Annotated in this window: 13 protein-coding genes; 7 read left to right on the top strand and 6 right to left on the bottom strand. The window is 70.2% G+C overall.

Features of this window, described 5'->3' with window-relative positions; translation table 11 throughout:
• Positions 1-79: 79 nt before the first annotated feature.
• Positions 80-292, bottom strand: a complete 213-nt coding sequence (locus tag ACQRWP_RS03740) for a hypothetical protein (RefSeq protein WP_430500800.1) — start codon at positions 290-292, stop codon at positions 80-82.
• A gap of 83 nt (positions 293-375) precedes the next feature.
• The gene (locus tag ACQRWP_RS03735; RefSeq protein ID WP_430500799.1) at positions 376-750 is read right to left on the bottom strand and encodes a cupin domain-containing protein; all 375 of its coding nucleotides are present in this window, start codon (positions 748-750) and stop codon (positions 376-378) included.
• 187 nt (positions 751-937) lie between these two features.
• Here ACQRWP_RS03735 and ACQRWP_RS03730 point away from each other — a divergent pair, with 187 nt between their 5' ends.
• Complete coding sequence (locus tag ACQRWP_RS03730; RefSeq protein ID WP_430500798.1) at positions 938-1,453, top strand: GNAT family N-acetyltransferase; 516 nt, start codon at positions 938-940, stop codon at positions 1,451-1,453.
• A gap of 32 nt (positions 1,454-1,485) precedes the next feature.
• Here the strand turns inward: ACQRWP_RS03730 and ACQRWP_RS03725 are convergent, their stop codons facing one another.
• Complete coding sequence (locus ACQRWP_RS03725) at positions 1,486-1,983, bottom strand: YcxB family protein (RefSeq protein WP_430500797.1); 498 nt, start codon at positions 1,981-1,983, stop codon at positions 1,486-1,488.
• Positions 1,984-2,077: 94 nt separating this feature from the next.
• On the opposite strand from ACQRWP_RS03725, the gene ACQRWP_RS03720 reads away from it, so the two are divergent.
• The 4 genes from ACQRWP_RS03720 (at position 2,078) to ACQRWP_RS03705 (ending at position 6,083) form a co-directional block, all read left to right on the top strand.
• A complete protein-coding gene (locus tag ACQRWP_RS03720) occupies positions 2,078-3,037 on the top strand; it encodes a PaaX family transcriptional regulator (RefSeq protein ID WP_430500796.1) in 960 nt (319 codons plus the stop codon).
• A 281-nt stretch (positions 3,038-3,318) separates the two neighbouring features.
• On the top strand, positions 3,319-4,524 hold the full coding sequence (locus ACQRWP_RS03715; protein ID WP_430500795.1) for a cellulose binding domain-containing protein: 1,206 nt from the start codon (positions 3,319-3,321) through the stop codon (positions 4,522-4,524).
• A gap of 96 nt (positions 4,525-4,620) precedes the next feature.
• Entirely contained in the window at positions 4,621-5,211 is a 591-nt protein-coding gene (locus ACQRWP_RS03710) for a DinB family protein (RefSeq protein ID WP_430500794.1), read from the top strand.
• Positions 5,212-5,228: 17 nt separating this feature from the next.
• A complete protein-coding gene (locus ACQRWP_RS03705; RefSeq protein WP_430500793.1) occupies positions 5,229-6,083 on the top strand; it encodes a DUF4253 domain-containing protein in 855 nt (284 codons plus the stop codon).
• On the opposite strand, the gene ACQRWP_RS03700 is transcribed toward ACQRWP_RS03705, so the two are convergent.
• Both ACQRWP_RS03700 and ACQRWP_RS03695 read right to left on the bottom strand, forming a co-directional pair.
• Positions 6,042-7,367 carry a serine hydrolase domain-containing protein gene (locus ACQRWP_RS03700; protein WP_430500792.1) on the bottom strand — a complete coding sequence of 442 codons (1,326 nt, stop codon included), beginning with the start codon at positions 7,365-7,367 and terminating at the stop codon, positions 6,042-6,044. The two genes, ACQRWP_RS03705 and ACQRWP_RS03700, sit on opposite strands and share 42 nt — an antisense overlap.
• A gap of 138 nt (positions 7,368-7,505) precedes the next feature.
• Positions 7,506-8,543 (bottom strand): serine hydrolase domain-containing protein, encoded by a 1,038-nt coding sequence (locus ACQRWP_RS03695; protein WP_430500791.1) that lies wholly within the window; start codon positions 8,541-8,543, stop codon positions 7,506-7,508.
• Between the two features lie 99 nt (positions 8,544-8,642).
• Here ACQRWP_RS03695 and ACQRWP_RS03690 point away from each other — a divergent pair, with 99 nt between their 5' ends.
• Together ACQRWP_RS03690 and ACQRWP_RS03685 are read left to right on the top strand one after the other, a co-directional pair.
• Positions 8,643-9,512, top strand: coding sequence for a fructosamine kinase family protein (locus ACQRWP_RS03690; protein ID WP_430500790.1), 870 nt, complete (start codon positions 8,643-8,645; stop codon positions 9,510-9,512).
• A 128-nt stretch (positions 9,513-9,640) separates the two neighbouring features.
• Positions 9,641-10,903: an MFS transporter gene (locus tag ACQRWP_RS03685; protein WP_430500789.1), complete on the top strand. Its 1,263-nt coding sequence runs from the start codon at positions 9,641-9,643 to the stop codon at positions 10,901-10,903.
• On the opposite strand, the gene ACQRWP_RS03680 is transcribed toward ACQRWP_RS03685, so the two are convergent.
• Positions 10,845-11,804: a GlxA family transcriptional regulator gene (locus ACQRWP_RS03680; RefSeq protein ID WP_430500788.1), complete on the bottom strand. Its 960-nt coding sequence runs from the start codon at positions 11,802-11,804 to the stop codon at positions 10,845-10,847. The genes ACQRWP_RS03685 and ACQRWP_RS03680 overlap by 59 nt on opposite strands.
• Positions 11,805-11,888: the final 84 nt, after the last annotated feature.

The raw sequence follows: 11,888 nt of genomic DNA, 5'->3' as shown, positions 1-11,888 counted from the left end.
CCGGCCCGGTGCTGCCCTGGGGTTCGGTCGCCGTGGTCGAGCGCCGCGACGACCACGGCGACCACGAACCCCGCAGACGTCAGTGCGTGCTCCGCGGCATCGGTGTCGCCGCTGCGCCCGAGCGCTTGAGCAGGAACGCCCCGCCGACGATGAAGACGACACCGAGGATCACCCCGACGAGGTTGCCCTGAGACAGGCTGGAGACAATCCCCAGCACGCCCACGACGACCGCCAGCACGCCGAGGATTCGCATGGTGTAGCCACCGACAGACCTGACCCGATCATTCGTCATGGTGTGCCTTCTGCCCGAGGCGCCGATCGCGTAAACGGTGCGGCGTGGATCAGGCCGCTGTTGTCCGCCCGGCCGTGGAGATCTCACTCCACCTTGGTGAGAAGTGGTTTCCCCTTCTCGACGACGTACGTGGCCAGTTCGACAGCGATACCGTCGCCGACGTTGCGGGCCTGGTGGTGCACACCGTATGGGACCGTGAGCGCGTCGCCGGAATTGCACACCATGGGTGGCTGCCCCTCCAGCCGATATTCGAGCGTTCCCTGAAGGACGCAGATGATTTCCTCGCCGGGGTGGAAATGCTTGAACGGTGGCGAATCCGGCGTGAACTCCACCCGAGTCTGAATGACCTCTCGCCCGGGGATGCTGAGGTCGTGCCGTTGCAGATCGATCCGCCACAGCCCTGGTGCTGACTCCACCGCTGTGGGGCTGATCCCCTCGGGTCGATCCGTGCTGCTCATGACGGCCTCCTGTAAGCCGTCGGGCCGACGGCCACTACTCGGATTGGTGCATCCCCGTCGAGAATAGGGAGCGGTAGACGATCAGGGGCGGGGATGCCGACACGGGGGGCCGATTCCGCGAAGCCGGCCCGTGCCGGGCGCGCAAATCGGCTTGTGCTGTTTCATGAGGGCTGCTTCGCTGTCGCCCGTGACCGAACTTCGTACGCCGCGACTGCGCCTGCACCCCATCGACACCGCAGAGGGTGAACGCATCGTCGGGCGGCGCTCCGGGGCCGGGGACGACTGGGCGGAGGACTTCCCTTTCGATGGTGACGTCCTCGGCGTGCGGGGCTTTCTCGCCGCCACCGCCGCCTACGGCGACCGACGTCCATTCGGGCACTACCGGATCACCCGCACCGCCGACGGGAAGGCCATCGGAGGCATCGGTTTCAAGGGTCGGCCGGAGAACGGACGCGTCGAGGTCGGTTACGGCCTAGCCCCGTCAGCCCGGGGAAACGGCTACGCGGCGGAGGCGCTCGCCGCCCTGCTCGACCTCGCGACCGCGCACGGACTGTCCCGCGTTGTCGCCGAAACCACCGGCGACAACGTCGCTTCCCGGCGGACCCTCGAACGTGCCGGCTTCCGGCACACCGGCACCAACGATGATCTCTACCAGTACGAGGTGCTCCTCGGTGCCCCCTCGCGACCGATTCGGACGCGGTAGTTCGATCCCCCAGCGGCCCGCGGCAGCCGAGTTCACTGACGGGGCAGCAGCCCTCGATCGGTCATGTAGCCGCACAGCGTCTCCGCGTCCTCGGCGGACATCAGCCAGCGCGGGATCACTGTCGCCGGCATTCGGCCGACGTACACGACCCAGAAATCTCCGGCGTCCCGCACCTGGGCGACCCCGTCCCAGGCGATGCCGCCGGACTCCGAGCCGCTGCGCATCATGATGTTGTCATCGGTGATGTCGTAGGCGCCTTCGACGGCGTAGCTACCGGAGCGGCGTCGGGCGCGCGCCAGCACCCACGGCCGGTACAGCATCGACAGCACGCCGGCCACGACCAGCGCGGTCCACAGCGGCGAACTCCGCTCGCCCCACCCGAACCCTCGCGAGACGACGAGACCGATGACCCCGACCGCTGTCAGGACCGCCCCGATGTAGCCGAATCTGCGTAGCCGGGCGTTGCCGAGCGCGGCGGCCACCCGGCCGGGGTAGGCGGGATCGGCGGGGACGTCAAAACGGATGTGCACGCCAGAACGATAGTGCCTCCACCCGCCCCCGAAGGCGCCTTGCCCCCGCCCCACCTGACGAGCCGTGGGCATCCTGGTGCGGCAGTCTGATGAGGTGAACGCCGACGACGTCCGAGTGCCCCGGGCCCAGGCGGGGTCGAGCCCGCAGCATCTGCTGACGACCCTGCTCGGCGAGTACCTCGACTCCTCGGACGCCGACCTGCCGTCGACGGCGGTCATCGCGATACTGCGGGAGTTCGGGGTCAGCGAGTCCAGTGCCCGCGCCGCGCTGTCCCGGCTGGTCAAGCGGGGTCTCATCGCAATGCGGAGGAAGGGCCGGTCGCCGGTCTACCACCTCACGCCGCAGGCGATCGCCAAGCATCGCTCCCGGATGCGGCACTTCCTGAACTTCGGCTCCCGCCCGGCGCCCTGGACCGGCGAATGGGTGCTGGCGTCCTTCTCCGTTCCGAACGCCGGCCAGGCGTCCCGTCACGCGCTCCGCAGGTCGTTGAGCGCGCTGGGGTTCGTGGGCCTGTACGACAGCGTGTGGATCCGGCCGGGATCCGACGCCGCACCGGCGCAGGAGGCGCTGCGCGAGCTGCTGCACCACGTTGAGGGTGCCCGATGGTCGGTTCTGCATGCCCGGTTCGACGAGGAGACCGGGCCGCACGGTCCGGCCTCCGCGTACGACCTGACCAGCCTCGCCTCCGCGTACTCCAGCTTCATCGAGCAGTACGCGGAGCTGCGGGCAGCCGCGCGCAAGGGCGAGGTGGACGCGGCCCGAGCGTTGGTGGCTCGGACCTCCGCCATGGATTCCTGGCGGAAGTTCGCCGACATCGACCCGGATCTCCCCCCGCACCTGCTGCCGGAGCCCTGGCCTCGCCAGGAGGCCAGGGAGACCTTCCTGGACATCCACACCTTGCTCGGCTCGCTCGCTCAGGCGCGTCTGGTGGAGGTGGCAACTCCGCACTGGCCGGATGCCGCCTCGTGGATCACCCACTTCCAGGCGTCGAGGGATCCCTCGCGGCCGGAGCCGACCGGCGGAAAGCACCGCAGCAGCCCACTCGCCGGCTGACGACGTCGCGGTTGGTCAGAGCCAGCAGGACATTGACACTTTTCGTTGCGACAGTGATAGTAACTGCATACAGCTCCCATCGGAGCGCCTGTAGGGACCGCGGCCGGGCGGTCGCCGGCGCTGAATGAGCGGGCAGTGGCGACCGAGGGCACGGCCGCCACCCAGGCCGCGACGCGCCCCGTCGACCAGACCCGTGGCCAGCGCTGACCACTCTCGTCGGGGCGCGAGTGACACAACCGCCACCGCAGGGAGCGCCACCGTGACTGTTCCTGGAGGATTCGATGAGTAGGCGAGCAAAGATCTACGCGGGGCTGGCGGCCGCCATCGTCCCGGTCACCTCCGTGATCATGGCGCTCGGCGGGACACCGGCGTCCGCCGCCATCGGCGGTTCCGGCCCCTACCCCGCCGACTACGAAACCTCGGCCACCCTGGCCAACCACACCATCTTCCGGCCGCAGACCCTCCCGTCCGAACGCCTGCCCATCGTCGTGTGGGGCAACGGCGGCTGCTCGGCCAACGGCCTCTCCCAGGGCAACTTCCTCCGCGAGATCGCCTCCCACGGCTTCCTCGCCATCGCCAACGGCGCCCCGAACGGATCCGGCTCCACCACCTCCCAGATGCTCACCCAGTCCATCGACTGGGCGGTCGCGGAGAACTCCCGGCAGGGCAGCAAGTACTACAACAAGATCGACACGAGCCAGGTCGCCGTCGCGGGCTTCTCCTGCGGTGGTCTGGAGGCGTACGCCGTCTCGAACGACCCGCGCGTCACCACGACCGGCATCTTCAGCAGCGGTCTGCTCAACGACGCCGACGACTACCAGCTCAGGAGACTGACCAAGCCGATCGCCTACTTCGTCGGCGGGCCCAGCGACATCGCCTACCCGAACGCCATGGACGACTGGGGCAAGCTGCCCGCGGGCCTGCCCGCCTTCATGGGCAACCTGAACGTCGGGCATGGCGGCACCTACGACCAGGCCAACGGCGGCGAGTTCGGCCGGGTGGCGACTCTCTACTTCAAGTGGCGCCTGAAGGGCGACGCCACCGCCGGCCGTAATTTCGTCGGCTCCGACTGCGGTCTGTGCCGCAGCCAGTGGAGCGTCCAGCAGAAGAACCTGACGCTCGACGACGGCACGCCACCCACCACGCCACCTCCCACCACGCCACCGCCCACCACGCCACCGCCGACCGGCGCGCCAAGCTGCACCGCGGTCTACTCCGTCCAGGACCAGTGGAACGGAGGATTCGTCGCCAACGTGAGCGTCACCGCGGGAACCACAGCGCTGACCGGCTGGAGGGTCACCCTCACCCTGCCGAGCGGCGTGGCGGTCAGCTCGCTCTGGAACGGGGTCAGCAGCGGCACCAGCGGGACCATCACGGTCGCGAACCAGAGCTACAACGGGCGACTGGCCGCAGGTCAGGCCACCAGTTTCGGCTTCCAGGGCACCGGGAGCGGCAGCGGCAGCACCGCGAGTTGCACCGGAAGCTGACGCCCCGGGCGGATCGAGTCGTTCGGCGGGCCGGTGCCCCGGCGCCGGCCCGCCGAGGGTGCGCGTGGGCCGGGCGGGTAGGGGAGACTGGCGGGCATGGCTGATCTGAGCGATGCGAAGGCCGCGCTGCACGACTACCTCCGGGAGAACCGCGAAGACCTCATCTGGAAGCTCGACGGGCTCAGCGAACGTGAGGTCAGGCTGCCCCGCACGGCGACCGGCAACAACCTGCTGGGTGTGCTCAAGCATTGCCTCAATGTCGAAGCCGGCTACTTCGGGCCCACCTTCGGCCGCGAATTCCCGACGCCTGACGAGCTGGTCCCCATGGCGGCGTTCGACGAGGACCCGCAGGCAGACTGGTACGCCCGTGAGGACGAGACGAAGGACGGGCTGATCGACCTGTATCGCCGGGTCGGCGAGTTCGCCGACCAGACGATCGACCAGCTACCGCTCGACGCGCCAGGACAGGTGCCGTGGTGGCGGCCAGGTCGGCAGGACGTGACGCTACAGCGGATCATCATCCACGTGACCTGTGATCTCGCCCGGCACGCGGGGCACGCCGACATCATGCGCGAACAGCACGACACGGCGATCGGCCTCCGGCGGAACAACAGCAACGTCCCCGACGACTACGACTGGCCGGCGTATGTCAGCAAGCTGACGAAGCTGGCCGACCACTTCGAGTGATCGGCAAAGCTGTCGGCGTGCGAGACGACCTCAACCAGATCGAAGCGGCTTTCCTGGGCACGCCGCTGGCCGGCCTGCCGATCGGGCACGGCCCGTCGGGCACCATCCTCGTCGCCGACGTCGACCCCGACCGCCTGCACGAGGTCTGGCAGACCGCCGAGGCGCTGGTGCCGGTCATCGGACGCCGGGCCGTCATGGTCACCGATGACTTCGACGACGCGCTGACGTTCCGGCCCGAGCCCGAGCAGGGTCCGTCGGAGTCGGAGCTGCGCGCGTTCGCCGAGGCCGCAGCATCTTCCGAACCCTGGCTGACCTACCGCCACTACAGCGAGGACCACCAGGTCGACGAGGTCGAGATCGAGTTCTACGCGCGTGGCACGACCGGCGTCGACCTGACCGCCCTGCTGCCGGACGTGGCGCTGCCGACGCCGCTCCCGGCGCTGGAGCGGGCGCTCTACGACCGGGTGCTCGCCGACGCCGACCTGCACGCCCAGGTGCTCGGCAACGTGCGGCTCGTGACGCAGACCGACTACTGGTTTACGCCGGACAGCGTCCTGCTCATGTTGCTGCCCACCAGCGACGTCCGCAGCTCGGCGTACTGGGTGGACTTCTACGGTGCGCTCACCGAGGAGGATCGGCAGCGGCTCGCCGAGGTGCTGGCGCAGTGGCGGCACCAATGGGACGCCCGCCTGGTCGCGTCGTGGGGCACCATGCTCCAGTTTCAGGTGGGTCGTCGCCCGACGCCGGGGGACGAGGCCTGGGCTGCCGCCGGTCAGCTCAAGGCGCTCGCTCCGAACCTCGAACTGAGCCAATGGGAGGTCGCCGTCGCCCTACCGGCCGGTGACGCGTGGTTCGTCCACAACCGACCCTGACAGACCTTGCTCTACCGGTTGCTCGGTTGCTGGCCTCGCGGTCTGCGTGACCCCTTCCTGGCGCAGTTCGAGGACGTAGGGTTGGTCGTCGGTCCGGACGAACCGGACCTCCAGATCGAGGTCCAGGTGTCGGTAGCGACCGTCCGGGTCCGCCAGGAGGGCAACCGGTTGCTGTGTCGCGGCGGCGAAGGTCAGCTGGCCGTCGGTGACCGCGATGTCGATCGGGTAGTCGTCGCGCAGGACGTAGCGACCCGTGACGTCGGCAAGCGGCGCGGCGGTGATTCGGGTGGTGGCGTAGCGACGGTCCGCGGCGGCGCGAATGCTGACCAGCAGCTCCCAGCCATCCTCGGAATTGGTCATCGCCGCGAGCGCGGTGCCGCTGTCGGGCCACACGTAGGAGAAGCAGGTATAGCCGACGTTCAGCCCGGTGTGTCCGAAACGCCGGCACTCGGCGCGGTGGTCGAGTTCGGTGCCGAGCCCGTAGCTGCCGCCAGGAATCTGCGGTGTGCACATCTGGGTGGCCAGGTCGCGGTCGAGCAGCTTCGAGCTTCCCGAGACGGCTCGGGCGATTTCGAGGTCGAGCCGGAGCAGGTCGGCCGGCGTGCTCCACAGTCCGGCTGCGGCCAGCTCCGGTTGCGTCCGCCAGCCGCCTGCAACCCTGGTGCCGCCGCCGTGGTGGCCATGCGCCACCCGCTCCGGTCGCTGCCGCGGAAACTGCTGGTCGAAGCTGCTGTCGGCCATGGCCAGCGGTTCCAGCACCAGAGTTCGCAGGAGGTCCTCGAACGGGGTTCCGGTCGCGTCCACCATCAGCTGTTGGAGCACCGAGTAGTGGCTGCCCGAATACCGGAAGCGGCTACCCGCCAACAGGGTCGGCCGGACCGGTGCGGTAGTCGTCGCGCCGCTGCCTTCCAGAACCTGCGACAGCGACGGGGCGCGATCTGCGGCATAGCCGCGATACCAGGTGTCGGACAGCCCGGCAGTGTGCGCCAGCAGCTGTCGTACCGTGATTCCCTGCCGGTCTTCACGTCCGGGTAGGTGCCATGTGGTGAGGTACTCGCCGGTGTCGGCGTCGAGATCCAGGACACCGGCCTGGACCAGCAGCAGCGCTCCGAACGCCGCGACATGCTTACTGATCGAACAGGCCGCGAAGGCGGTGCTCGCGGTCACCGGACTCGACGTCCCGCTGGCCAGGACGCCAAACCCCGTCGCCGACACCTGCCCGCTCACGTGGCCGACGGCGATGCTGACCCCCGGCACGTCGTAGCTGCTCATCAGCTCGGGCAACGCCGCGGTGTCCGGTGAGAGCCGCCCGGACGACACCTGCCGGTCAAGCTGGCCCAGCAACGAGACCCAGTCCTGAGGTAGACCCACGTCCTCCACGACGTCGATTCTCGACCGCGCCTACCGGTGGATCAACTCCCGTCAACCGGTGGGGCTCGTGACGGTACGAGAAACCGCCCGGATCAGATCGAGCGGTTCTTCGGTCCAGTGGGAGGCGAGGACGAGCTCTCGGGCCGGGTCGACCCACAGCAGGTGTCGGCCGCCGTTGCCCCGGGCGCTGCGGCCGGTCGCCGGGGCGCCGGGCCACGGCACCTGCTCATCGTTGAGCCACCACAGATAGCCGTACTCCCGTTTGACCGGGCTCGGGGCCCAGGACTGGTCAACCCACTCGGCACTGAGCAGCCGGGTCCCGGCATGGGTCCCCCGGTCCAGGAAGAGCTGCCCGATCAGGGCCAGGTCCCGGGCCGGGACGATCAGTCCCCCGCCCCAGTGCGCGCCGCCGGAGACCACCTCGACCCGGCGGCAGTCGAGGTCGACGACGCTCGTCCGGTACCCGTGCCACGACCACCGGTCGGAGGCGCCCAGCGGGTCCATGACCCGCTCCCCCAGCACCTCCGGCAGCGACCTGCGAAACAGCAGCGTCAGCGCGTACGAGAGCAGGTTCATCCGCACGTCGTTGTACGCCCACCCCTGGCCCGGGGGCGTGCCGTGCACCTCGGTCCCCTCTCGGAAGCTCTGCGCGTCGACACTCGTCGGCTTGCCCCACAGCTCGCCCTCCCACTGGCTCGACTGCTGCAACAGATGACGCCAGGTGATCTGCTCGTTGTGCGGCCCCTGGAACTCGGGGACGTCGACGACCTGGTGCACCGGTTGGTCCGGCACCAACAGCCCGTCGTCGAAGGCCAGGCCGGCCACCACCGACACGACCGACTTGGTGACGCTGAACGCCATCTCCGGGACGTCCGGGTCGCCCCAGGCCGCGACCTCCCGACCGCCGACCCGGACAACACCACTGGCCCCGCTGGCGGCAAGCAGCGGGCCGACCACCTCACGGTGACTGGCGTCGGAGACCTGCGCGGCCAGGTAGGCCCCGATGTCGGCGGCGTCTCTGGTCCACCGAGCGCCGAACTCCTGGACGGTCCGCTCCAGCCGCTGCTGATCCACCGACACGTGACCCATGCCGAGCAGTGTCTGACACCCCCGCCACCGGCAGGGCAAGCCGTGACCAGCCACATAGGATCGGGCGACCTCGTACGCCGGACCTGAGGAGCGTCCCGGATGACCCTGCTGGAGCGTCTGCACCTGGCCGGCATGCGTGAGGTCGTCGCGGTGCAGCCGGTGACCGGCGGGCTCGCGGCGCTCGCGGGCATCGCCACCCGCCGGGATGCCCCACCGCTGTTCGTCAAGGGCTTCGCCGACCCGCCGGCCGACGACGTCTTCGTCGCCGAGGCCGAAGGGCTGGCCGCCCTGCGCGAGCTCGGCGGTGTGGCGACACCCGAGGTGATCATGGCGGATCGGGACCTCCTGGTGCTGTCGGTGTTGCGGGAGAGGCCGCGTAGCGAGGCCTTCTGGGAGCAGTTCGCACACCTGCTCGCCCGCCTGCACCTGAGCACGACGCATCCCCGCTTCGGCTGGCACCACGACAACTGGCTGGGCCGCCGCCGCCAGTTCAACACGTGGAACGACGACGGCTTCGCCTTCTTCGCAGAGCACCGGCTGCTGCGTTGGCTGGACGAGCCCCGCGTCGAGGCGGCGCTCGACGCGGAAGACCGGTCGGCGTTGGAACGGCTCTGCGACCGGCTGCCCGACCTGCTGCCGGAGCGTCCGGCGTGTCTGACGCACGGCGACCTGTGGGCACAGAACATCCTGGCCACCGCTGACGGAGCGCCGGCGCTGATCGACCCGGCCGTGTCGTACCTGTGGGCCGAGGTCGACCTCGCGCACGTGTGGTCCACCGCGCCCCCGCTGGAGGCGCGACGGATGTTCGAGGTCTATGCGGAGCTGACCTCGCTCGACGCCGACTGGGAGGCCCGGATGCCGGTCATCCAGCTGCGACAACACCTCGCCGTGCTGGCCCAGTTCGACGACGACTGGGGCGCAGCCGATCAGATCCGCGCCGTCCTGGCCCCGTTCCGGACGCGATCCTGACCGGTGGGCCGGCTGCCGACCGCGGCGACCGGCCCGGCCGGCCGACCAGGTCCACGGCAGCCGAGACCCGCGCGCGGCGCGAGGGTCGGCCCCTCGATTACGGTGACCCCCTGGAATGGGGGTGGGCCATGGCACCGGAGGTGTCGCCGCGAAGGGCCAGGGCCGTGCTCGTCACGCTCTCTCTCGCCGCGTTCGCGTTCATCACGACCGAGCTGCTGCCCGTCGGTCTGCTGACCCGCATCGCACCCGATCTGGACCGGTCCCGCTCACAGGTGGGCCTGCTGGTCAGTGGGTACGCCGTGGTGGTGGTGCTGGCGTCCGTGCCGCTGACCCGACTGACCCAGCGGATCCCCCGGCGGCACCTGCTCGGCGTCACGATGCTCCTGTTCGCCGCCGCGAACGCCGCCGCCGCGCTCGCGCAGACGTACGCCGTGCTGGCCGGCTCCCGCCTGGTGACCGCCCTCGCCCAGGCGCTGTTCTGGTCCGTCGCCACGGCGACCGTGATCGGGCCGTTCCCCATCGCGGTGCGCGGCCGGGCGGTGGCGCTGTTCGCGACCGGGGCGACGCTCGCCCCGGTGCTCGGCGTACCCCTCGGCACCTGGCTCGGGCAGCAAGCCGGCTGGCGCGCGGCGTTCGCGGTACTGGCCGGAATCGGTGTGGCGATTGCCGCCGCGGTGCTGCTCCTTCTGCCCTCCTATCCCCCGGCCGCGGGCGGCGCCGCCCGGGGCACCGCACCGGACGGGCGGCGCTTCGCCGTCCTGCTGATCGCCACCGCCCTCGGCATCGGCGGCTTCATGACCCTTCAGACCTACGTGACACCGTTCCTGCTCGACGTCAGCGGCTTCGCCGACGCGGTGCTGGCGCCGCTGCTGTTCGTCTCCGGCGCGGCCGGCGTCGTCGGGACCCTGGTCGCGGCCCGGACTCTGGACACCCGACCGATCGCTTCGCTGCTGACGCCGCTGAGCATCGGCACGGCCTCGCTGCTCGGGTTGTACGCGCTCGGCGCGCTCAAGCCGGGTGTGGTCGCGCTTCTCGCCGGGATCGGCCTCGCGTACGCGGCGTTCGGCTCCGCGGTGCAGAACCGGATGCTGCACTTGGCCCCCGGCAGCACCGACATCGCGTCGGCCGGGGTCAGCACCGCCTTCAACGCCGGCATCGCCGGCGGATCACTGCTCGGCGGAGCCCTCCTGCCCACCTCGGGGGCACGCCCGCTGGCGCTCGCGGGCGGGCTGCTGATGCTGGCCGCGCTCACGCTGCTCGCCGTGGACGCGCGTCGCGACCGCGTCGTCGCGCCGGAGCCGACCGTCGCCCCTCCCTCCACCAGTCCCCCGGCTACGCGCCGGTCTGACTCGCCTGCGGTCGGAAGACCTTCCGGTACGCGCCGGGCGTGACGCCGAGGAGTTGTGTGAACTGAGATCGGAAGTTGCTCGTCGTGGGGAACCCGGTCTGGGCAGCGATCCGGTCGACGGTGTGGTCGGTCGTCTCGAGCAGGTCCTGCGCGTGACGGATGCGTACCCCCGACACCCACTGCATGGGGCTCTGCCCTGTCTCGTCGTTGAACCGACGCGTCAGCCTACGGACGCTCATGTCGGCTGCGGCGGCGATGTCCGCGAGGGTGAGGTCACGGTACGCGTTCGCCTCGATCCACGTGAGCGCCCGTTCCAGAGTCGACGTCCGGTAGGTCGCACGGTTTCGAACGATGTACTGCGCCTGCCCGCCCGGGCGGTGCAGCGGCGCGACGGCGAGGCGGGCGGCGTCCGCCGCGACGGCCATTCCGTAGTCGCGCTGGACGATGTGCAGGCACAGGTCGAGACCGGAGGCCGCTCCGGCGGACGTCAGGATGCTCCCGTTGTCGGTGTAGAGCACGTCGGGGTTCATTCGGATGGCGGGATGCCGTCGGGCGAGCTCGTCCGCGGCGAGCCAGTGTGTGGTCGCGTCCCGCCCGTCGAGCAGGCCCGCCTCGGCCACTGTGAACGCGCCGACGCAGATGGAGGCGATCCGCGTTCCGCGTTCCGCTGCGTCCCGCAGTGCAGCGAGAACGGCGGGCGGCGAGGGCTGCAACGGGTCGTTCCTGCCCGGCACCACGACGAGGTCGGCCCGCTCGATCGCGTCCAGGTCCTCGTCGATGGCCAGGCGCAGCGGACCGGCCTGGACGGACGGCTCGTGGCCGGCGACGACGAGCCGGTATCCCGGGCGGCCGTCAGGTAGGCGAACGCGCCCGAAGGTTTCAATGGCGGTGGCCATATCGAAGGCAATCGCATCCGGGAGCGCGAGCACCACTACCGTGTACATCCCAGCAGAATAAGGCAATGAGCGCCTGGCCAGATACAGGCGAAGGATGTCTTGATTGCCATCGCGATTTCATCTGGTGTGGCG

This window comes from Micromonospora trifolii (assembly GCF_050516465.1).
GTDB classification, from domain to species: Bacteria; Actinomycetota; Actinomycetes; order Mycobacteriales; family Micromonosporaceae; genus Micromonospora; species Micromonospora trifolii.
This window is presented reverse-complemented; position numbering and strand designations above follow the sequence as displayed.